At 59.3% G+C, this 20,071-nt stretch carries 20 protein-coding genes and 1 tRNA gene; 14 read left to right on the top strand and 7 right to left on the bottom strand.

What is annotated here, in order from left to right; translation table 11 throughout:
* Positions 1–17: 17 nt before the first annotated feature.
* A complete protein-coding gene (locus BLO49_RS17480; protein WP_090650834.1) occupies positions 18–602 on the bottom strand; it encodes a YceI family protein in 585 nt (194 codons plus the stop codon).
* Positions 603–808: 206 nt separating this feature from the next.
* Between BLO49_RS17480 and BLO49_RS17475 the strand changes: the two genes are divergently transcribed.
* From BLO49_RS17475 to BLO49_RS17465, 3 genes are all read left to right on the top strand, one after another.
* Positions 809–1,588 carry a tetratricopeptide repeat protein gene (locus BLO49_RS17475; protein ID WP_170828390.1) on the top strand — a complete coding sequence of 260 codons (780 nt, stop codon included), beginning with the start codon at positions 809–811 and terminating at the stop codon, positions 1,586–1,588.
* A gap of 43 nt (positions 1,589–1,631) precedes the next feature.
* Positions 1,632–2,147: a DUF1993 domain-containing protein gene (locus BLO49_RS17470; RefSeq protein WP_090650831.1), complete on the top strand. Its 516-nt coding sequence runs from the start codon at positions 1,632–1,634 to the stop codon at positions 2,145–2,147.
* A 223-nt stretch (positions 2,148–2,370) separates the two neighbouring features.
* Complete coding sequence (locus BLO49_RS17465) at positions 2,371–3,000, top strand: glutathione S-transferase N-terminal domain-containing protein (protein WP_090650829.1); 630 nt, start codon at positions 2,371–2,373, stop codon at positions 2,998–3,000.
* On the opposite strand, the gene BLO49_RS17460 is transcribed toward BLO49_RS17465, so the two are convergent.
* A complete protein-coding gene (locus BLO49_RS17460; RefSeq protein ID WP_090650827.1) occupies positions 2,997–3,455 on the bottom strand; it encodes a DUF4442 domain-containing protein in 459 nt (152 codons plus the stop codon). The genes BLO49_RS17465 and BLO49_RS17460 overlap by 4 nt on opposite strands.
* A gap of 131 nt (positions 3,456–3,586) precedes the next feature.
* On the opposite strand from BLO49_RS17460, the gene BLO49_RS17455 reads away from it, so the two are divergent.
* Both BLO49_RS17455 and BLO49_RS17450 read left to right on the top strand, forming a co-directional pair.
* Positions 3,587–4,204 carry a cytochrome b/b6 domain-containing protein gene (locus BLO49_RS17455; protein ID WP_090650826.1) on the top strand — a complete coding sequence of 206 codons (618 nt, stop codon included), beginning with the start codon at positions 3,587–3,589 and terminating at the stop codon, positions 4,202–4,204.
* A gap of 1 nt (position 4,205) precedes the next feature.
* Entirely contained in the window at positions 4,206–4,970 is a 765-nt protein-coding gene (locus tag BLO49_RS17450; RefSeq protein ID WP_090650824.1) for a molybdopterin-dependent oxidoreductase, read from the top strand.
* Here BLO49_RS17450 and ybaK read toward each other — a convergent pair.
* The 3 genes from ybaK to BLO49_RS17435 are packed head-to-tail and all read right to left on the bottom strand — an operon-like array spanning position 4,967 to position 6,819.
* Entirely contained in the window at positions 4,967–5,440 is a 474-nt protein-coding gene (gene ybaK, locus BLO49_RS17445; RefSeq protein WP_090650822.1) for a Cys-tRNA(Pro) deacylase, read from the bottom strand. The genes BLO49_RS17450 and ybaK overlap by 4 nt on opposite strands.
* On the bottom strand, positions 5,440–6,456 hold the full coding sequence (locus BLO49_RS17440; RefSeq protein WP_090650821.1) for a threonine aldolase family protein: 1,017 nt from the start codon (positions 6,454–6,456) through the stop codon (positions 5,440–5,442). The genes ybaK and BLO49_RS17440 overlap by 1 nt, the downstream gene beginning before the upstream one ends.
* Before the next feature lie 60 nt (positions 6,457–6,516).
* On the bottom strand, positions 6,517–6,819 hold the full coding sequence (locus tag BLO49_RS17435; protein ID WP_090650819.1) for an antibiotic biosynthesis monooxygenase family protein: 303 nt from the start codon (positions 6,817–6,819) through the stop codon (positions 6,517–6,519).
* A gap of 139 nt (positions 6,820–6,958) precedes the next feature.
* Here BLO49_RS17435 and BLO49_RS17430 point away from each other — a divergent pair, with 139 nt between their 5' ends.
* Genes BLO49_RS17430 through BLO49_RS17420 form a run of 3 tightly spaced genes read left to right on the top strand, consistent with a single transcriptional unit; the run spans position 6,959 to position 11,243 of the window.
* On the top strand, positions 6,959–7,588 hold the full coding sequence (locus BLO49_RS17430) for a cupredoxin domain-containing protein (RefSeq protein WP_090650818.1): 630 nt from the start codon (positions 6,959–6,961) through the stop codon (positions 7,586–7,588).
* 3 nt (positions 7,589–7,591) lie between these two features.
* Positions 7,592–9,964, top strand: a complete 2,373-nt coding sequence (locus BLO49_RS17425) for a bifunctional diguanylate cyclase/phosphodiesterase (protein WP_090650817.1) — start codon at positions 7,592–7,594, stop codon at positions 9,962–9,964.
* Positions 9,965–9,989: 25 nt separating this feature from the next.
* Entirely contained in the window at positions 9,990–11,243 is a 1,254-nt protein-coding gene (locus tag BLO49_RS17420; RefSeq protein ID WP_245679087.1) for a porin family protein, read from the top strand.
* Between the two features lie 279 nt (positions 11,244–11,522).
* Here the strand turns inward: BLO49_RS17420 and BLO49_RS17415 are convergent.
* Positions 11,523–11,612 (bottom strand) — tRNA-Ser (locus tag BLO49_RS17415).
* A gap of 405 nt (positions 11,613–12,017) precedes the next feature.
* Here BLO49_RS17415 and BLO49_RS17410 point away from each other — a divergent pair.
* From BLO49_RS17410 to BLO49_RS17390, 5 genes are all read left to right on the top strand, one after another.
* The gene (locus tag BLO49_RS17410; RefSeq protein WP_090650814.1) at positions 12,018–13,247 is read left to right on the top strand and encodes an OmpA family protein; all 1,230 of its coding nucleotides are present in this window, start codon (positions 12,018–12,020) and stop codon (positions 13,245–13,247) included.
* A gap of 328 nt (positions 13,248–13,575) precedes the next feature.
* A complete protein-coding gene (locus BLO49_RS17405) occupies positions 13,576–16,032 on the top strand; it encodes a TonB-dependent receptor (RefSeq protein WP_090650813.1) in 2,457 nt (818 codons plus the stop codon).
* 229 nt (positions 16,033–16,261) lie between these two features.
* Positions 16,262–17,293 (top strand): agmatine deiminase family protein, encoded by a 1,032-nt coding sequence (locus BLO49_RS17400; RefSeq protein WP_090650811.1) that lies wholly within the window; start codon positions 16,262–16,264, stop codon positions 17,291–17,293.
* A 193-nt stretch (positions 17,294–17,486) separates the two neighbouring features.
* On the top strand, positions 17,487–18,368 hold the full coding sequence (gene aguB, locus BLO49_RS17395; RefSeq protein ID WP_090650809.1) for an N-carbamoylputrescine amidase: 882 nt from the start codon (positions 17,487–17,489) through the stop codon (positions 18,366–18,368).
* 61 nt (positions 18,369–18,429) lie between these two features.
* Positions 18,430–18,972 (top strand): hypothetical protein, encoded by a 543-nt coding sequence (locus tag BLO49_RS17390; protein ID WP_139159732.1) that lies wholly within the window; start codon positions 18,430–18,432, stop codon positions 18,970–18,972.
* Here BLO49_RS17390 and BLO49_RS17385 read toward each other — a convergent pair.
* Complete coding sequence (locus tag BLO49_RS17385) at positions 18,969–19,367, bottom strand: hypothetical protein (protein ID WP_090650806.1); 399 nt, start codon at positions 19,365–19,367, stop codon at positions 18,969–18,971. The two genes, BLO49_RS17390 and BLO49_RS17385, sit on opposite strands and share 4 nt — an antisense overlap.
* Before the next feature lie 90 nt (positions 19,368–19,457).
* On the opposite strand from BLO49_RS17385, the gene BLO49_RS17380 reads away from it, so the two are divergent.
* Positions 19,458–20,069: a TetR/AcrR family transcriptional regulator gene (locus BLO49_RS17380; RefSeq protein ID WP_090650805.1), complete on the top strand. Its 612-nt coding sequence runs from the start codon at positions 19,458–19,460 to the stop codon at positions 20,067–20,069.
* The last annotated feature ends 2 nt before the right edge of the window (positions 20,070–20,071 follow it).

Below are 20,071 nucleotides of genomic sequence, written 5' to 3'. Positions count from 1 at the left end.
TCGAACCCTCCGGGGTCTTATTGGGCGATGGCTTCCGCTTCGATATAGAGGTCAACCTGATCGCTGACGGCTGGTACATAGTTGCCCATGCCGAAATCCGAGCGGTTGATGGTGCCCGTGGCGGTGAAGCCGGCATCGACCTTCTTCATCATCGGATGGACATCCTTCTTGTTGAGCGTCACCTTCAGGGTCACCGGCTTGGTAACGCCGTGGATGGTCAGGTCGCCCGTCACGTCGGCCGTGGTGGCGCTGGTCTGGACAACCTTGGTGCTCTTGAAGGTAGCGGTCGGGAACTTGGCGGCGTCGAAGAAATCCGCGCTTTTCAGGTGGGTGTCAAGCGCGGCCACGCCGGTATTGATGCCGTTGATATCGAAGGAGACTTCGACCGAGCTGTTGGCGGGCGTCGCGTCATCGAGCGTGACCGAACCCACGGCGTTCATGAACTTGCCGGTCGGGTGCGAAAAGCCGAAGTGGGTATATTGGAAGGTCACCGAGGTATGGCCGGCGTCGAGCTTGTAAGTATCAGCGGCGAAGGCGGAAGCGGACGCCACCAGGGCGAAGACGGAGGCGGCGAACAGGGATTTGATAGCGAACTTGGTCATGGGAACTCTCTTACGGAGGTGAAACAAAATCAGAAACGTAACAATAATAGTTACCGTTATGAATTTCAAGTGGCCGCCGTCACAATTCGAGCGAAATTCATCACCCGGTTATACGGCGTAATTGCGGCAGCGGATGATCGGAAACGGTAATTGCCTGGGGGATGAAAATGTGGTCTGCTCGCGGGGCACAGCAGGGGGGAATATTCATGATGACAATACGTGTTGCGGGTCTTTTAGCGGCGGTCTTTTTCATGGCGTCGCCGGTCTTGGCGGATGAGGCCGCGCCGCGCTTGCCCAATGTGCAGATCGTCGAATGCCGCACGCATGACGCGGCGCAGGAAAAGGCCGATATGGCCCTGGCGATGTCGGCGCTCGATCTCATGCAGGCGCATGATATCGACAAGCTGAACGTCCTGCTGCCTGACCTGAAAACGGCGCTTGGCCATGCACCGGATATCGTTTCCCACCCAGAGCATTGCGGCGACAGCATCATTGTCTATTCGGATGAACTGAGCGATTTCCTGACCCTTTCGGCCATGATCCAGGGGCATGAAAAAGAATTTGGCGCCACGAAGGTCGAACAACGTGAAGCCCTGCCCTATCCGCTTCTGGGCTTTGTCGTCGGCTGGATCTATTTCGAGAACAAAGATTTTCAGTCGGCGCATGACGCCTATGCCAAGGGATTGCTGAACGATCCGAATTTCGATTACCTGATCATGGAAGATACCCTGACCCTGGCGGCGCTGCACCGCAGCCCGGAGGCTCTTGGCCAGCTTGACGCCTATCTGGCGCGCAATCCCGACCTGCCGGATGAAATGATGGCCAATGCCCTACGCAAGCGCGGCTATGTGCTGGTCGAGCTTGAGCGCTGGGACGAGGCGGAGGCCGCCTACAAGGACTCCCTGAAACTGGAACCGGATAATGAAACGGCCCAGAGCGAACTTGAATATATTGCGCAGACCAGACCTTCCAAGCCGGCCAACTGACCCCATATGCGGGCTTCCCTACCTGACACACGAGAGGAAGACTATGTCTGAGGCAGTTCAAATCGATATGTACAAGGCGTCCGTGCCGGTGGTGCTCAATGCGCTGACCAATCTGAAGGCCATCTTAAGCAAGGCTGAAGCCTGGGCGGCGGAAAAGAACATCAAGGACGCCACCGTGCTGAATGCGCGCCTGGCGCTCGACATGCTGCCCTTTTCGAAGCAGATCCAACTGGTCAGCGATACCGCCAAGGGCGTGGCGGCGCGTCTGGGTGGTGTCGAAAACCCGTCCTATGCCGATGATGAGGCGAGCTTCGCCGAACTGCACGAGCGTCTGCAAAAAACGATCGATTTCGTCAAATCGGTCGATGCCACTGGGTTTGCCGGCTCCGAGAGCCGCGATATCGTTCTGAAGTTTCCGTCGCGCACCATCGAATTCAAGGGGCTGGACTATCTGACCGGTTTCGCTATACCCAACATGTTCTTCCATGTCACCACCGCCTACGCCATCCTGCGCCATTCCGGCGTGCCGCTCGGCAAGGCGGATTATCTGGGTGGTTAAACCTCAAAGGTCTCGATATCGAAGCGCTTGAGTTCGCTCAGATAATCTTCGAGCCCGACAAGACCAATGCAAGAAAGGCACCGGCAGGGATGCCGGGGCCTTTTTTGTACAGCCGCTTTCACCAAAGCGGGTTAGCTTCTGGCTAATGGTTTTCCGGCCCGGCTAGGCTTGCAAGCCAAGAGCCAGCGCCCATCTTGTACGGTAATATCGAGAGGAACGAACCATGATACATCTCTATGCCTGGGGCACCCCGAACGGCCGAAAGGCCACCATCATGCTGGAGGAGCTTGGTATTCCTTACGAAAGCCATCCGGTCAATATCGGCAAGGATGAGCAGTTCCGGCCGGAATTTCTCGCCATATCGCCCAATAACAAGATACCGGCCATTGTCGATGACGAAGCCGATGGCGGGCCGCTGAGCCTGTTTGAAAGTGGCGCCATCCTGATCTATCTGGCGGAAAAGTACGGCCGCTTCCTACCGACCGGTCTTCACGCGCGCCATACCGTCATACAGTGGCTGATGTGGCAGATGGGCGGTTTGGGGCCGATGATGGGGCAGCTTGGCTGGTTCGTGGTATCGGATAAGGGCCAGACACCCACAGGCGTCAATCGCTATGCCGCCGAGGTCGAGCGCCTGTTCAATGTGCTGGAAAAGCGCCTGAGTGAATCGCAGCATGTCGGCGGCGCGGAATATTCCATCGCCGATATCGCCGTCTATCCGTGGCTCCAGCAGTATCGCACGCGCGTGCCCGATCATGTCGAACCGCTGATCCAGGCGCGGCCGTTTATCACCAACTGGCTGGCCGAGGTGGGCCGCCGCCCGGCCGTCGAGCGCGGCATGAAGCTGCCCTAAACCGGCTTCTGGAAGTCCTTTCGGCGGACATAGAGCGTCTTGTGGACACTGGCCACTATGACGCCGTCTGTATCGACGACATCGACCTCATATTCCGGCTCGCACTTGCCATCCGTATCGGCCATCAGCTTTACGCGGGAGATTTCCTGTAGCGGGATATGGAAATGTGCCCGCACCGTCTTGCGGCCGGGCTTGAGGAAGCGGATCGAGGCGGCCTTGTCCCAGACGATATAGCCTCGGCCGAGTTTGGTCATCAAAATCGCCATGAAGAACGGATCGCACATCATGTAAAGTGACCCGCCGAACTGGGTGCCGACGACATTGCGGTTCCACCAGCGCAGCTTCATCTCGACTGTGATGGCGGTGAAATCCGGCGCCGTTTCAATGACCCGGATGCCGGCGCCGATCAGTGGCGGATACCAGTTGATCTTCTTGAAACGTTCAATCTTGGCCATCGGAGACTCGCGTGATTGTTTCCGTGAACGTCAACATGTGGCTACCCCCAAGTCAATGATCTTCTAAAATGTAACCGGATTTGGGTGGGGCGCGTATACGTGTTAAGCTGAGGCAAGACAGGGAGGCGCGCATGGACGATGACCGGACCAGTATCCATCCGTTATGGCTGCGGATCATCCATTGGGCCAATGCGGCCGCGGTGGTGATCCTGATCATGAGCGGCTGGCGCATCTATAACGCCACGCGTTTCCTGCACCTCAATGTGCCCTTTACACATGAACGGCTGTTCCCGGCGAAATGGACGCTCGGCGGCTGGCTGGGCGGCGCCATACAGTGGCATTTCGCCGCCATCTGGGTGCTGTTCGCCAGCGCTATTCTGTATGCAGTTTTGTTTATCGCTTCCCGGCGTGGCAAACAGTTTCTGCCGATTACACCGCGTGGGTTATGGAGCGATATCAAGGCGTTCCTGAAAGGCCATCTGAGCCATGCCGATATTCGCCAGTATAATACGATCCAAAAACTGGCCTACCTCTTCGCCATGGTCGATCTGGTGGTGCTGATCGCTTCTGGCCTGGTGCTGTGGAAGTCGGTGCAGTTCGGCTGGCTGCGTGTCCTGCTCGGCGGCTATGAGGCGGCGCGCTATATCCATTTTTATGCCATGGCGGCCATCGTCGCCTTTATCGTCGTGCATGTGGTCATGGCTCTGCTGGTGCCGAAAACGATCAAAGCTATGTTGTGGGGGCGCTGATATGGACCCGGAAATCAAAAAAGACGAAGAGGCGATCCTGAAGGAGGCCAATGGCCTGCTGAAAGACCCCGCCAAGCGCCGCCTGCTCGGCAATGTGCTGACGCTCGGCGGGCTGTCGCTGGCCACCGGTATAACGCTCAATCACTATGGCTCGGTGAAAGAGATTTTGAAGGCGGTGTCGCGCTTTAATGACGGGGCGCAAGGCGTGATCTTCAACCCGCATAACCTGGCCCCGACCTATACCGAGGCCGATATCAAACAGCCGTTTCCGTTCAACGCCTTTTACAGTGTCGACAAGGCGCCGGTGGTCGATCCCGGCAGCTTCCGGCTTCAGCTTTCCGGCAAGATAGCTGACCGCCGGCCGTGGGATTTGCCGGCGCTTTATGCCCTGCCGCACACCGAGCAGATCACGCGCCATATCTGCGTTGAAGGCTGGAGCGCCATCGGCCGCTGGGGCGGTGTGGTGTTTTCGGAATTTCTCAGGCGGGTAGGGGCCGATACCACCTGCAAATATGTCGGCTTCAAGTGCGCCGATGGGTATTTTACCTCGATCGACATGCCGACGGCCCTGCACAGCCAGACCCTGCTGGCCTTTACCTTTGACGGCCAGTTGCTGCCGGCCAAATACGGCTTTCCGATGAAGCTGCGGATGCCGACCAAGCTCGGTTACAAGAACCCGAAGCACATTGTCGAAATCTTCGTCACCAATGTCTATCCCGGCGGTTACTGGGAAGACCTGGGCTATAACTGGTTTGGGGGGAGTTAAGCCGTCAAATCCACGAATGGCGCGTTTAATGACCGCGCCGCGTCATCTGGCGTAATACTCAGCAACAGCCCGCGCTGGCCGGCGTTTATGTAAACGACATCGAACAATTGCGCCGTCTCGTCGATCACGGTTGGAGTCGTCTTGCGCTGGCCGAAGGGCGAGATGCCGCCGACCTTATAGCCGGTCAGGCGCTCGGCATCGGGCACCTTCATCATATTACCGGACTTGCCGTGGAAGGCCGCCGCCATCTTCTTCATGCTGACCTCGCAATCCGACGGCACCACCACGCAGACCGGCTTGCCGTCCACCTCGGCCATCAGGGTCTTGAAGGTCTGGGACGGATCGACGCCCAGCGCTTCTGCCGCCTGCAATCCGACGCGGGGGGCGTCGGGATCATAATCGTAGGGATGCAGTTCGAAGGCGATGCCGAGCTTGCTGAGCATCAGAGTGCCGGGTGTGGTTTTGGACATCAGCAGTCTTCCAGAAATGCCTTTACGTCGTCTTCGGTGGTGGCGAAGCTGGTGACGAGGCGGTAGGCGTCGGGCCCTTCGTTCGGCCAGTTATAGAAGCGGTGTCCCCTGGCGAACAGACGGTCGGCAGTGACTTTCGGCAGGGTGACGAACAGCTCGTTGGCCTCGACCGGGTGCAGCAGGCCGACGCCCGGACGGTCGATCAGGCCGTCGCACAACACCTTGGCCATCGCATTGGCATGACGGCCGAGATCAAGCCACAGATCGTTTTCCAGCAGGGCCTGCAACTGCGCCGAGACATAGCGCGCCTTGGAAGGCAGTTGCCCGGCGCGTTTGTGGATATAGGCGAAATCGGTGACCAGTTCCGGATTGAAGATGATGGCCGCCTCGGCCAGCATGGCGCCATTCTTGGTGCCGCCGAAGGACAGGATATCGACGCCCGCGACGACCTCCGCCGGTGTACAGCCAAGCGAGGCCACGGCATTGGCCAGGCGGGCACCGTCCATGTGGATGTACAGGCCATGCGATTTGGCGAAACCGGACAGGGCTTTCAGGTCGTCGAGCGAATAAACCGTGCCCAGTTCGGTCGATTGCGTCAGGCTGATCACTTTCGGCCGTGAGGTATGCGGCGCGTGTTCGAGCGTGCGCTCGATCAGATCGCCAATGGAGGCTACGGTCAGCCTGGCATGATCACCCTCAAGGCCAATGATCCTGCCGCCGGTAAAGAACTCAGGCAGGCCGCATTCGTCGTTATTGATGTGGCTCTGGCGATGGGCCAGAATCGACTCATAGGGCCGGATCATCCGCGCCAGGGCCAGGCCGTTGCAGGCCGAGCCATTGAATACCGGAAAGAGCCGGGCCTGCGGGGCGCCGAACGTCATGCGGACCGTTTCCTGCAATTTTTCGGTGACCGGATCATTGCCATAGGCCGACATATTGTCGCTGTTGGCGTCGATCAGGGCCTGCATGACTTTCGGATGGACGGGGGCGGTATTGTCGCTGGCGAAACTGGCCATGGGAAACTCTTCGATAGCTGAAGGTTTCCTATAGAATTTGCCCGAAGCCGAGGGAAGGGCTTAACTTTCGGTCGCCGTGTAATACTGCCCGGAAGGTCGTTCGCTGAGCAGGGCCATGACCGCCTTGAACTGTTTCGGATCGATCGCCGAAGCTGCGTTCTTGTGCGCTGCAATATTTTTCCAGACTTCCAGAACAATCAACTTTTCGTCTTCGTCGACGCCGTCTGCAACCTTCAGGTAAAGTTCGCAGCGTTCATTGCCCTCTACTGTGCGAATCTGCCCCACTATTTCTTCGAAAAGCCCGACCAGCATCTCGAATTTTCCAGGCAAGGCTTTGAATTCATTCAATCTCATTATGCTCATGTGCGCCCTCCTCTATTGAAAACTCTATACTTCCCCAGTTTCTGCGACGGTATAGTTTGCCGCCCCAAACCGGCTTTCATTACTTTTTATTAAATGCGCGCTTAACCGAGTTTTATAACTGTTGTGATATTTCGGGCGCATGAAATATGTATTTCCTGTCCTGGCTGTCCTTCTGTTCGCGTCCGCAGCGGCCGCCACGGCCGCTGACCTGGCCGTTACGGTCAACAACGCCTCGGGCCGGCCGGTCGCTTTTGCGGTGGTGACCTGGACGCCCGCCGGTGGTGCGGCCATACCGGCCGCGGAAAAAGGCCGGGCCTTTGTCATGGCGCAGAAGAACGTCCAGTTCAGCCCCTATGTGCTGGCCGTGCCGGCCGGGGCGACCGTTGCCTTTCCCAACATGGACCGTGTCAATCACCACGTCTATTCCTTTTCACCGGCCCAGCCCTTCCAGTTTCCCCTTTATGGCAAGGGCAAGAGCCGTACGATGAAATTCGATCATCCGGGTTCGGTGGCGCTCGGCTGCAACATTCACGATTCGATGAGCGCCTATATCCGTGTGGTTGATACGCCCTACTATGCCACGACCGGTGCTGACGGCCGCGTCACCCTGAGCGTGCCGGAAGGCGCCGGCAGCCTGGCTGTGTGGCATCCGAACCAGGAAACGCCCGAGCGTCAAACGGCAAAAAACATGACGGTGGGCAAGGCGAACGCCGTCCAGACCTTCAGTATCAAGGTGCGTCAGGTCGCGCCGACGGCGGGCCAGTACTAGAACATGCTTATTTTCAAACGCCTCAGTACCCGGTTGGCCGTGATGTTCGGCGGGCTTTTCGCCCTGGCCCTGCTGCTGATCGCGCTCGCGAGCTACATGGCGGTGGTCTCCTATGCCCGTGCGTCGGTCCAGAAGGAATTGCAGGCGTCGGCCAGTGTTTTCAAGCGTATCTGGACCCTTAAATCGGACGCACTGCAAACCAATGCCGTCCTGCTGTCGCGCGATTTCGGCTTCAAGTCCGCTCTGGCGACGCACGACACGGCCACGGTCGAATCGGCCTTCGACAATCTCCAGGGCCGGCTGAATATCGAGACCGGGCTGATCATTGGCCGTGACGGCCAGCCGATGGCGGGCGAGCAGGGCTCCCTGGGCCAGACCCTGGCCGGCGCCCTGAGCCGCAAGGATGAGTTCGGCGCCGTCAATGGCATCATCGCCATAGACACGCACCCCTACCAGGCCGTGGCCGCGCCGGTCATGGCGCCGGACCGCCTCGGCTGGGTCGTTTTCGCCCAGAGGCTCGATGACAACGAGATGCAGAACCTGCAAGGGCTGTCATCGATTCCCATCAAGGCGGGCATCCTGACCCAGACGCGCGGCGGCCTGTGGCTGGGCCCGCAGGAACAGACCCGCGACTACAAGCCGAGTTCACTCAGCTTCTTCATCGACAAGAGCCTGCAAACTAAAGCCGCCAGCATGGTCCATTCCAGCCGCGGCACCATGATCGCCGTGGCCACGCCCCTGCCGAATCTGGACAGCCAGCAAAAAAGCGTGCTGCTGCTCAGCTATCCCTTAAGCTCCGCCCTGAAATCCTATCAGCCCTTGCTGACCGCGCTGCTGGCTATCGGCCTGTTTGGCCTGTGCATGGTGGTGGCCGCCAGTCTCTATCTGGCGCGCAACCTGACCCGTCCGATCCTGGCGTTGAAGGACGCCGCCTTCGCCCTGCGTGACGGCCGCCCCGGCCAGGTGCGGATCACCACCCAGGATGAAATGGCCGACCTGGCTTCGGCCTTCAACGACATGGCCGTCTCCATCGAGGATCGTGAACGCGACATTACCCTGCTGGCCAAGAGCGACATGGCCACGGGCCTGCCGAACCGCTCGGCCTTCGAGGACTATATCGGAGGCTTGCGTGACAAGGGCATCGATAGTGGCGTGGTCGTCGTTTGTATCGGGATCGACCGCTACGCCCATATCCGCGCCGTCTGGGGCGTTTCTTACGCCCATACGCTGATCGCCCGTTTGCAGGACATTCTGGTCCGCATTTTCGCCAATGCCTATATCGCCCGCCTGTCGGCCGATACGCTCGGCCTGTGCCTTCATCCGTGTGAGGTCGACCAGGCCCTGCCGCTGGCCCGCGCCATCGCCGCCCGCCTCGACAAACGAATCAAGGTCACCGAAGACCAGAGCCTCGACGTCATGGTCAGCCTGGGCGTCTACCATATGGCCAATGCCCGCCCAACGCCCGATGAAATGATCGAACGCGCCCTGATCGCGCTCGACCAGGCCCGCGCTGCCAAGACCCGGATCGCCCTGTTCGACCCCCGCATCTATTCCGAACTGGCCGATACCTTGTTGTTGACCGACCAGCTTTACGCCGCCCTGGCCAGCAAGGCCCTGCAGGTCTGGTATCAGCCCAAGTTCAGCTACCGGGAAAGCCGCATCATCTCGGTGGAGGCGCTGGTGCGCTGGAACCATGCCGAGCGGGGTTATGTCTCGCCGCAGCGCTTCGTGCAGATCGCCGAGGAAACCGGCGCCATCCGCGACCTAACCACTCAAGTTCTGCACACCTGCATCGCCGACCAGGGGCGCCTGAAATCGGCCGGTTTCGACCTCGATATCAGCATCAACTATTCCGGCCGCCTGCTCAGCGACGAAGCCTATAATGCCCATGCGCTCAACATATGCGACCAGGCGGTGGGGCAGATATGCCTTGAGATCACCGAGACGGCGGTTATCGAGGATCCGCGGATCGGCCTGGCGGCGATCAATACCTTTGTCGACCGCGGGCTGGAAATCTCCATAGATGATTTCGGCACCGGGCTGTCGTCTCTGGCCTATCTCAAGCAGATTCCGGCGCACGAGTTAAAGATCGACCGCTCCTTTATCATGGAGATCGAAAGCGGCCAGCGCGACGCCCTGCTGGTGCGCTCGGCCATAGATCTGGCGCACGGCCTCGGCATGAAGGTGACGGCCGAAGGCGTGGAGACGGCGGCGGCCTTTACACTGCTGCAATCCATGGGCTGCGATATCGCCCAGGGCTATGGGATCGGCAAGCCCATGCCCTTCGGTGACCTGATTCTCTTCCTGAACGATTTCAGCGGCATGTCGGAGACAAAGACCCAGATGCCAACCTATCGCAATCGAAAGGCGGTCTGATCGCATGAAGGCATTCCGGGGAAGAATGGCGCCGGCCCTGGCCTCCCTGCTGTTGCCGGCGGGCATGGTGTGCGTCACCTCGGCCTATGCGGAAACCAGCCTTTTTGCCCCTGCCAATTATACGGCCTGGATCGATCTGCGCCTCAGTCAGACAAATGGCGAACGGGGCTGGCTTGACGGTGGTTTCGGCAAGCTCAGGCATGGCAATGAAATGGCGGCCGATATCGCGCAGGCGGCGATTTTGTGGAAGCCGCAACTGACCGATACCTTCTCCGGCTATGTCCTGCTTCAGGGAGTCTCCGATGCCGAAGTGCCGGTCGGTGTCGAGGAAGCCTATCTGCAATGGAAGCCGGTGCCGAAATCCGCTTTTCGTTACGGCCTGCGTCTTGGCCAGATGTTTCCGCCGGTCTCCATGGAGCACGACGGCACGGGGTGGACGACGCCGCGCAGCCTTACACCTTCGGCCATCAATTCGTGGATCGGCGAAGAAGTGCTGGTGCGCGGGCTGGAGGTCAACGCGCAGCAAACCTTCGCTGGTCACAGGCTGGGCCTGACCCTGGGCGGCTTCACGCGCGACGACACGGCGGGGACGCTGCTGAGCTGGCGCGGCTGGGCGCTGCACGATATGGCCTCGGCTGAAAACACCCGGCTGAAACTGCCCGAGGGCGAAGACCAGGGCTGGTATCGGATATTCGACGACAACCAGGCGCCGGTCAGCAAGCCCATGGTCGAACTGGACGGCCGGCTGGGCTATTATGCCCGCCTGGACTGGCGCCCGCCGGCGCCGGTGGCGGTCAATCTCGAAATCTACGACAATCAGGGCGATCCGATGGCCCTGCGCAATGGCCAGTGGGGCTGGGCAACGCGTTTCTACAATCTCGGCCTGGCCTGGCGGCTGACCACGAAAGATGAGTGGCTGAGCCAGTACATGACCGGACAAACCGCTACCGGCTGGCCGCTAGGGCAGGGGCACCGCGTTGTCGATACCGGTTTCGAGTCGGCCTACCTGCTGGTGTCGCATAGGTGTGACAACGGCGCGCGACTTACCGGGCGGGTGGATTATTTTGCCGTCAAGGACCATTCGCGGCGGGCGGTGGATGATAACAGTGAAACCGGCTACAGTGCCACCCTAGCATGGATGAAACCGGTCAATGAGTATCTCGATCTGGGGGCCGAGGCACTGCATGTGGTCAGTGACCGCCCGGCACGGCAAACCCAGGGGCTTGAGGCGAAGCAAAATCAGACCCAGTTCCAGATCGCGCTGAAGTGGCATCTTTAACCGAAGGGCCCGGGCTCTCAGGTTTGGAAGATTGGCGCTCTTGATTCGCAGGCGCATATATTGCGGCGCGATAAATTTTCAAAAACAACTCAATATGTGGTCATTTTTTACCGGCCTGAGTGCGGTAACCAGTGGAACCATCATGAATTGGAGAGCTGGGGCATTAACGCAAAGAGGATCGGCCTGCGCATTATGTCCTGCGCCTGGTCTTATTTGGAGCGGCTAAAATACCACAGCAAAACGCCTCCCCGTGGTCCGGGGAGGCGTTTTGCTGTGGTATGGCGGAGAGGGTGGGATTCGAACCCACGGTAGGCTTGCACCTACGCCGCATTTCGAGTGCGGTACATTCGACCACTCTGCCACCTCTCCGTAAGGGGGAATTACGCAAAAACCGATTTGAGGCAAAGGGTTGATTGCGCCTGATTCAGGGCGGCTCAGGCCGCCAGGGTCGATCAGAGGGCGTGTCTCTACTGAAAGCCCATGCAAACCGCAAGCCCTTTTATATTCTTTATGATATTTTTATAATGCGATATGGGGGCGCTATAGCTTTTTAACGGTCAAGTTTGACCTATATGAGCTATTGTACGGCTTCACTCGGATAAGCGTGTCTTTCTGGTGTCAGTTATCGCCAAAGAGGCTAAAAAACAGCACGAATTTAACCAAAGTTGCATTTGGGTGCTATGCAAAACGGGCTGGTAAAGTTATGAAGCGTCGTACTAAGGTTTCAGTCGAGATGATCGGCTGTTCGTTAGATGGCCATGAGAGGGCAATAACATGAAACACATTTTGCTGGCGAGCGCTGCTCTCGCTGCGATGGCAGTAGCGGGTTCCGCTTCTGCCGAACAGGCTAACGGCTGGTATGCAGCCGCTGACCTGGGCTATAACTGGAAGTCGGACTACAAGGCCCGTTCGCAAGGCGCCATGCCTGACGGCGGCGCCTATGTCTACGACGTGGCGACCGACGATGACTGGGCCGGCTTCGCCCGCCTCGGCTATCGTTACAGCCCCAACTGGCGCGTTGAATTCGAAGGCGGCTACCGCCCTGGCGACATCAGCTCGGCTGTCGGCTTCCCGCGCACCTATCCGGGTTCGGCCGCTCTGGTTGACACCGCGATCTGCACCACCGGCGTGATTCGCGCTGCCGGCGATCCCTGCGGTTCGCCGAAGGGCTCGTTCGAGCAAACCACTGTCATGGTCAACCTGTACTATGACTTCCTTCCGGAATCGCAATTCCATCCGTTCGTCGGCGCCGGTGTCGGTCTCGACAGCGTGAAGGCGAAGATGCTCGGCCAACTCTCCACCAGCCCCTCAGGTCCTGGTGGTGGCGTTTCCGACCTGAGCATGGTTGGCAAGGACACGGTTGGCGCTTACCAACTGCTGGCTGGTGTGGCCTGGGCGCTCTCAGATCGTCTGAGCCTTGACGTCACCTATCGTTACCTCGACGCTGGCAAGGCCAAGTTCAACGCCGGCATCGAGCCGAACGGTGGCTGGCAAGACCCGGAAACCTTCACCGGCAAGTTCAGCGACCAGACTCTGACGGTTGGCCTGCGCTGGGCCTTTGGCGTAACGCCTCCGCCTCCGCCGCCTCCGCCGCCTCCGCCTCCGCCCCCGCCGCCGGTTGAAGCGCCTCCGCCGCCTCCGCCGCCTCCGGTTGCCGCACCTGTCTATGAAGCCCGCGAGTTCATCGTGTACTTCGAATTCGACAAGTCGGACCTGACCGCTGATGCGCAATCGGTTGTCTCGGCTGCCGCTGACTACGCCAAGGCCGGTAACGCCGCCCGTATCGTTGTCGTCGGTCACACGGATACTTCCGGTTCGGCGGCTTACAACATCAAGCTGTCGGAGCGCCGCGCCAAGACCGTTGCTGACGCCCTCGCCGGCCTCGGCGTTGACGGCTCCAAGCTGGCTGTCGACTGGAAGGGTGAATCGGCCCCGGCTGTCGCCACCGGCGACGGCGTGAAGGAACCGCTGAACCGTCGTTCGACCATCGACATCACGTTCTAATTTAGAACGCGACGTAAAAGTCGAAAACAAGACGAAGCCCGGCCTGAGCAATCAGGCCGGGTTTTTCTTTGTCTTCTCCAAAGGCTTACCTAAAGTAACCTGTGACCCTGAAACAACAATCGTTGCAACAGTGACGACTGTCACAAAAGGTTCGCGCGTCTTGTAAAAAAAGCGACATAGACGCCACTAAAAAGACAGACAGCAAAAACGATCCATAGAAGGCAGCAGCATGCAGGACGGTGAAAGCCGCCGCTTTGCGCGACGGGGAACTGCGCTCTCACAGGATCGGAATTGCTTTGTTCTTTAACCCGGAGAGGGGATACTCCCGATGAAATTCACCAAATCCATCATCCTGGCCGGCACGGCCCTGACGGGCCTGTTCTTGGCCTCCGCCGCCCTGGCCCAATCGACCGCCACCGAGGAAGTCGAAGTCGTTGTTGTCAAGGGCGCGAAGAAGGGCCTGGGACCGGTCAATAAGGAAACCGGCACCAAGACCAAAACCGCCATCGGGCAGGATTATATCAGCGCGCAGTCTGCCGGCCAGACCATCGCCGAAACCCTGAACCTGGCGCCTGGCTATAACTTCACCAACAACGACCCCTACGGCTCGTCCGGCGGTAACGTCCGTCTGCGCGGCCTGGATGGCTCGCGCGTGTCGCTGACCATGGACGGCGTCCAGCTCAACGACGCCGGCAACTACGCCATCTACACCAACCAGCAACTCGATCCGGAACTGATCCAGTCGGCGACCGTCATCACCGGCGCCACCGACGTTGACTCGATGACCGCTTCGGCTTCCGGCGGTACGGTCAGCTACACTACCCGCAAGACCTCTGATACCTTCGGTGTCGAGGCGACCATTTCGACCGGTTCCTTCAACTACAACCGTCAGTTTCTGATGCTGAATACCGGTTCGGTTGGCCCGTTCGGCACCCAGGCGTGGTTTGCCGCCTCGAACCAGAACTACGACACCTTCACGATCGAAAAATCGCCGACGGACAATGGCAAGCTGAAGAAGCAGCAGTACAATTTCAACATCTATCAGCCACTGGCCAATGGCAGCTATTTCGGCGTGCGCGGCAACTACAATGGAAACCGCAACCGCTTCATCTTTGGTCAGTCCCTGGCCAACTTTGCCGCCAACGGTAAATATTACAACAGCGCCGGCATCAATAACGTTAACCCGTCCAATACAGGCAATATCCGCGGCTATTCGAAGTGGGTGATCAGCGATCATTTCTTCTTCACGGTTGACCCGACCTATCAGTATGTCATGGCCAATGGCGGCGGCACGGGCGGAATCAGCGAAGTCGACGGCAAGATGTCGGTTTCCGGCCGCACCTTCTACTATTCGGAACTGGCCGGCGTCGATATCGACGGCGACGGCAAGGCGACTAATACCAGCGTCAGCATCTACAATCCGAATACGACGGTGACCAACCGCTATTCGCTGACCTCTACCGGTGTTTATACCTTCACCCGTGGTGATGTCATCCGCTTCGGCGCCTCGTTCGATCGCGGCCGTACCCGTCAGAGCGGCGAAAGCACCCTGGTGGTGGATGATAACGGCAACTACAACAAGAACGGCATCTATATCGATCCGTTTGGCGGGCGTAACGACGAGAGCATCCGCATTATTGGCAAGGACGGGTCGACGCACGAGCGCCGCTATCGCTTCTCGCTGGCCAATGTCGATACCTTCTTCCTCGAATATCGCGGTCACTTCCTGGAAGACAAGCTGTTCGTTTCGCTCGGCGTCAAGCAACAGAAGATGGAACGCGACCTGAACCAATACTGTTACTCGCCGGATGACGGTTCGGGCTCCTATGCGCCGTTCTGCACCACGCGTACGCCTGTGATCGACAATGGCAATGGCACCGTCGTGTTCGACCCGACGAAGCCTTACCTGACTACGAAAAATCCGGTTGCCGGCCAACCCGACATCAAGCACACCGCCTTCATCAAGCCGTATCACACCAATGTCGACTTCTCGAAGACCCTGCCGAGCCTCGGCCTGACCTACAAGATCACCGACGCCAACCAGGCCTATGTCAACTACTCGGAAGCTTTGTCGGCCCCGCGTACCGATAACTATTATGGCGTCATCGTCGATGGCACCGGCACGGTCAAGCCGGCCAACCCGCTGCCCGAAACCAACAAGACGATCGAACTCGGCTACCGCTTTACCTCTTCGACCTTCACCGCCACGGCGGATGTCTGGGCGCAGAAGTACGAAAACCGTATCGTGTCTTCCTATGATCCGGATTCGGACAGCTACTTCGATCGTAACGTCGGTAGTGTCGATCTGAAGGGCTTCGAAGCTTCGGCGGCCTGGGCACCGACCTCCAGCCTGTCGCTTTTCGGCGGCCTGACCTATACCGACACCGAGATCCTCAGCGATTACGCTTCGGGCGCTACGGCGACGGTTAATACCAAGGGCAAGTCCCTGCCGGAAGTACCGGACTGGATGGGAACTTTGGGCATGACCTACAAGCTCAGCGACTTCACCTTTAACCTGAGCGGCAAATATGTCGGCAAGCGCTTCGCCACCGACCTGAACGACCTGGAGACACCGGATTACACTGTGCTGAATGGTTCGGTGCGCTGGGATCTGCCGGGCCTGGCTTTCCTCAAGCCAGGCACCTACGCCCAGCTCAACGTGATAAATCTGACGGACGAATATTACTACGGTTCGATCAGCAGCACGGTCGCTGCCTCGAACAAGCCGTCGTTCAACGTCGGCGCGCCGCGCACGGTCATGCTGTCGCTGCACACCGCTTTCTAATTGTAGCTCAAGCCGCATGGCTCGCCGCAAAGGCGGCGGCGGGCTTTGCCCTTGCCAGGATATTCATCCTGGAAATATTGGAAATAAAGAGAAACGGCCTCCTTGCGGGGGCCGTTTTTTTGTGCGGGCGGTGGCCAAATCGGGAAGGGCTGTGCTAATAGGCCAGACCATAGACCGGCGCCGCAGCGGAATGGTTACCGTAGAGGCCAATCGGCAGGGAAAATCCAGAATGACACGATGTGTTCCGGCGGAATGGGAAGCGCACAAGGCGATGTGGGTGGGCTTTCCCAGCCATGAAAACCTGTGGCAGGAAGACCTGATCCCGGCACAGGCCGAGGTGGCGGCGCTGGTACGTGCCCTGTGCGAACTCGGTGATGAGCACGTCAGGCTGATGGTCATGGGGACGGAGGCCCGCGCCGCGGCCGAAGAGCTTTTGGGGGATTTGACCAAGCTCGAAATCATTGATGGCAGCTTCGGCGATATCTGGTTCCGCGATACGGGCCCGATCTATGTCAGCGATGATGCCGATGACGACGACCTGCACCAGGCCCTGCCGGTCAGCTTCCAGAATAATGGCTGGGGCGGCAAGTATCATCTGAAGCACGATGATGAGGTGGCGCTCCAGATCAGCACCGCCGATGGTTTCCCGCAGGAACTGCAGGATTTCATCCTCGAAGGCGGCGCGCTCGATCATGACGGCTACGGCACGGCCATCACCACGCGCCAGTGTCTGCTCAATCCGAACCGCAATCCCGGCTGGACGCAGTCCCTGGCCGAAAAGGCCCTGTTTCAGGCGCTCGGCATCCGCAAGGTCATCTGGCTCGATGATGGTCTGCTGAACGATCATACCGATGGCCACGTCGATAACCTGGCGCGCTTCGTGGCGCCCGGCGTGGTGGCCTGTCCGGTGGCGTTCGGCCGCGAAGACCCCAATGCCGATGTGTATGACGCCACGGCAAAGCTGCTTTCCACCCAGCATGACTCGCGCGGACAACCGATCCAGGTGGTGCGCATTCCGTCGCCCGGCGAAGTGCTGGACGAGGATGGCGAAATCGTGCCGGCTTCCCATATGAATTTCCTGATCGCCAATGACTGTGTGGTGGTACCGATCTACAAGGAACGCCCCGGCGAACTGGCGGTGGAGGCCCTGCAAAGCCTCTTCCCCGAACGCCAGGTGCTGGGCTTGTCGTCGCGCGCCATCCTGACCGGCGGCGGTTCGTTTCACTGCATCAGCCAACAGGTTCCGTTGATTAAGGCATAGACCGATTAATCCTCCCCTCCTGGAGGGGAGGGGGACCGTCCGGCGAAGCCTTCAGGCGAAAGACGGACGGTGGAGGGGTAAAACGCCGTTTGGAATGTGGGGCCTTACCCCTCCGCCTCGACGCACTGCGTTTGCTCGGCACCTCCCCTCCAGGTGGGGAGGATAAGATATTCATGTCATGAGGAGTTCCGTAATGACCCGTACCGTTTCCGTCGCCGCTATCCAGACCTCGTACGGTCCCGATATGGCCGCCAATATCGCAAAGACCGAAGCCTTCGTGCGCGAGGCCGCCGCGAAAGGCGCTAAGGTCATCCTGCCCTCCGAACTGTTCCAGGGCGAATATTTCTGTGTCTCCCAGGAAGAGCGCTGGTTCGCCACCGCCTTTCCCTGGCGCGAACACCCCTGCGTGCTGGCCATGCAGAAATTGGCGCAGGAACTCGATGTTGTCATCCCGACCTCGATCTACGAAAAGGAAGGGCCGCACTATTTCAATTCGCTGGTCATGATCGATGCCGGCGGAGACCTGATGGGCGTCTATCGCAAGAGCCATATCCCCGATGGCCCCGGCTATCAGGAAAAATACTATTTCCGCCCCGGCGATACCGGCTTCAAGGTGTGGAGTACGAAATATGCCAGGGTCGGCCTCGGTATCTGCTGGGACCAGTGGTATCCGGAAGCGGCGCGCGCCATGGCCCTTCTGGGCGCCGAAATCCTGATGTACCCGACCGCCATCGGCTCAGAGCCGCATGACGCCGAACTCGATACCGCCGCGCCCTGGCAGCGTATCATGCAGGGCCATGCGGTGGCCAATGTCATGCCGGTGATTGCTTCTAACCGTATCGGCACCGAAAGCCTGATCTCGCCGCAGAACGGTGCCGGCCAGACCTTCTACGGCCATAGCTTCATCGCCAATAATCGCGGCGACAAGGTGGCTGAATTCGGCGCCACGGAAGAGGGCGTGCTGGTCGCGTCGTTCGATCTCGACTATCTGAATACCCATCGCGCCGCCTGGGGCTTCTTCCGTGATCGTCGCCCGGAGCTTTACACCGCCTTGGCCAGCCCGCGCCCGGCGTAGTCAGGCTTGTCACGCGTCTGGCGTGTGGTATCCTGACCCCGCAAAAATAGGGGAGGGATAAATGAAAAACAGATGGATTGCGGCTGTTATGCTGCCGCTGGCGGGATGCGTAGTCTACAGCGGTCCCTATCACGAAACGCGCAGCGAAACCGTATCCAGTGACGGCCAGACGACGACCCGGACAACGACGGTGACAGGCAATGGCTGGCGCGTCGAGCATACGCAGACAGATGACAATACCTGGCTGGCAAATCCGGTCTACCCAAAGGTGGGTGATCTTTGTGACATTGCCATTGTCGTCCTGAGCGCCGAGCGTGCGCGTGGAGAGATCCAGCCGGTCGATTCCCTGTTCTGGGATCATGAGGCCCAGACTGGACCTGACTGTGCCTCGCAGGTTCTGACCATGGGTTTCTCGATGGCTGATGGGGAGCCAAAAATTCGGCGTATGATCCTGCCCCGGCAGTTGCCCGACGGTCGTTTGTATGTCCAGGTCGATGGCGACTGCGCCAAGGGGTGCCAATCAGCCACAGGTTACGCGGTCAGAAGACGCGAAGACGGTCATTGGCAGGTCGAGCCGCAACCCCTGTTTACGTGGACGCGCTAGATATATCGCGCCAGCACCATGCACAGCAAACAGATGCCCAGAAGCGGCGCGGCGATCCGGTGAATGGCCGCGATCCTTTTGCGCGCCCCGGCCCCCTGATCGCCTTTTAGCGCTCTTAAGCTGACACCGACACCTATGGACTGGATGCCAGCGGCCAGGATGGCGCACGCCGCCCCTGCCGCCAGCACTTTTTCATAGGTGCCGAACCCACCCGTATGGAGCTGGCTCCATAAATACCCGCCTGTCAGCACGACCAGAACCACCGCAATTATTTGTCTAGGGAACAGCGTCTCCGCCCCCATCCCGCCGGCACGCGCCAGCATACCCGTAGTTGCCATCCAGAAAATGGCGGCGAGCACATGCAAGGAAAGGGCTAGGATGATCAGGATTTGCATGGCAGACTCCGGTCTGGTCAGTAAAATGTGATATACAATACGTTTACTGAAATAATAGATATACACGCCGTAAATTGAATTGCAAGCGTCATGTGCCCTGAAGTTTCCGAATCCCGTCCATATGTCAGCGCCAAACGCGAGGCCGCCGCCGCGAAAAAGCGCGACGCGGTGATCGCGGCTGCCAGCCAGTTGCTCAATGACGGGCCGGCCATGGTCTCCATGGAAGCGGTTGCCAAGGCAGCGGGAGTCACGCGGCTGACGGTCTACAAGCAGTTCGGTTCACGGCGCGGTCTGCTGGAAGCGGTGTTCGACGCCAATGCCGAAAAGGGCGGTCTCATGCGGCTGCGCGAGCTTATGCAGTTGCCCGACCCCAGGGCAGCGCTTTTTGCCTGCATCGACCTGATGTGCGAATTCTGGGGCAGCCATCCGGGGTTCACCAAGCTGCACAGCGCCGCCGGTCTCGATCCCGAATTTGCCGAGGCGATCAATGCCCGCAATGAACGCCGCCGTTTGCTGTTCGCCAATTTGCTGGCGCGCATGAGCGGCGAGGACAAGGCCAGGACCGACGCCGCCGACCTGTTGTTCGGCGCCACCAGTATGCCGATGTTCCGCATCCTGATCGAGAGCCGGACACCTTCGGAGGTCGCCACCCTGCTGAAATCGACCTGCGCGGCTATCCTCGATGCCCACGGACTGACCTGATC

Source organism: Asticcacaulis taihuensis (assembly GCF_900100255.1).
GTDB classification, from domain to species: domain Bacteria; phylum Pseudomonadota; class Alphaproteobacteria; order Caulobacterales; family Caulobacteraceae; genus Asticcacaulis; species Asticcacaulis taihuensis.
This window is presented reverse-complemented; position numbering and strand designations above follow the sequence as displayed.

Excerpts from the sequence above, each read along its gene's own strand:
- BLO49_RS17390 (WP_139159732.1), top strand. The coding sequence starts at position 18,430 with ATGAAAAACAGATGGATTGCGGCTGTTATGCTGCCGCTGGCGGGATGC.
- BLO49_RS17460 (WP_090650827.1), bottom strand. The coding sequence starts at position 3,455 with ATGGCCAAGATTGAACGTTTCAAGAAGATCAACTGGTATCCGCCACTG.
- BLO49_RS17420 (WP_245679087.1), top strand. The coding sequence starts at position 9,990 with ATGGCGCCGGCCCTGGCCTCCCTGCTGTTGCCGGCGGGCATGGTGTGC.
- BLO49_RS17470 (WP_090650831.1), top strand. The coding sequence starts at position 1,632 with ATGTCTGAGGCAGTTCAAATCGATATGTACAAGGCGTCCGTGCCGGTG.
- BLO49_RS17465 (WP_090650829.1), top strand. The coding sequence starts at position 2,371 with ATGATACATCTCTATGCCTGGGGCACCCCGAACGGCCGAAAGGCCACC.
- BLO49_RS17385 (WP_090650806.1), bottom strand. The coding sequence starts at position 19,367 with ATGCAAATCCTGATCATCCTAGCCCTTTCCTTGCATGTGCTCGCCGCC.
- BLO49_RS17440 (WP_090650821.1), bottom strand. The coding sequence starts at position 6,456 with ATGGCCAGTTTCGCCAGCGACAATACCGCCCCCGTCCATCCGAAAGTC.
- BLO49_RS17475 (WP_170828390.1), top strand. The coding sequence starts at position 809 with ATGATGACAATACGTGTTGCGGGTCTTTTAGCGGCGGTCTTTTTCATG.
- BLO49_RS17455 (WP_090650826.1), top strand. The coding sequence starts at position 3,587 with ATGGACGATGACCGGACCAGTATCCATCCGTTATGGCTGCGGATCATC.
- BLO49_RS17400 (WP_090650811.1), top strand. The coding sequence starts at position 16,262 with ATGACACGATGTGTTCCGGCGGAATGGGAAGCGCACAAGGCGATGTGG.
- BLO49_RS17410 (WP_090650814.1), top strand. The coding sequence starts at position 12,018 with ATGAAACACATTTTGCTGGCGAGCGCTGCTCTCGCTGCGATGGCAGTA.
- BLO49_RS17450 (WP_090650824.1), top strand. The coding sequence starts at position 4,206 with ATGGACCCGGAAATCAAAAAAGACGAAGAGGCGATCCTGAAGGAGGCC.
- BLO49_RS17480 (WP_090650834.1), bottom strand. The coding sequence starts at position 602 with ATGACCAAGTTCGCTATCAAATCCCTGTTCGCCGCCTCCGTCTTCGCC.
- ybaK (WP_090650822.1), bottom strand. The coding sequence starts at position 5,440 with ATGTCCAAAACCACACCCGGCACTCTGATGCTCAGCAAGCTCGGCATC.
- BLO49_RS17405 (WP_090650813.1), top strand. The coding sequence starts at position 13,576 with ATGAAATTCACCAAATCCATCATCCTGGCCGGCACGGCCCTGACGGGC.
- BLO49_RS17430 (WP_090650818.1), top strand. The coding sequence starts at position 6,959 with ATGAAATATGTATTTCCTGTCCTGGCTGTCCTTCTGTTCGCGTCCGCA.
- aguB (WP_090650809.1), top strand. The coding sequence starts at position 17,487 with ATGACCCGTACCGTTTCCGTCGCCGCTATCCAGACCTCGTACGGTCCC.
- BLO49_RS17380 (WP_090650805.1), top strand. The coding sequence starts at position 19,458 with ATGTGCCCTGAAGTTTCCGAATCCCGTCCATATGTCAGCGCCAAACGC.
- BLO49_RS17425 (WP_090650817.1), top strand. The coding sequence starts at position 7,592 with ATGCTTATTTTCAAACGCCTCAGTACCCGGTTGGCCGTGATGTTCGGC.
- BLO49_RS17435 (WP_090650819.1), bottom strand. The coding sequence starts at position 6,819 with ATGAGCATAATGAGATTGAATGAATTCAAAGCCTTGCCTGGAAAATTC.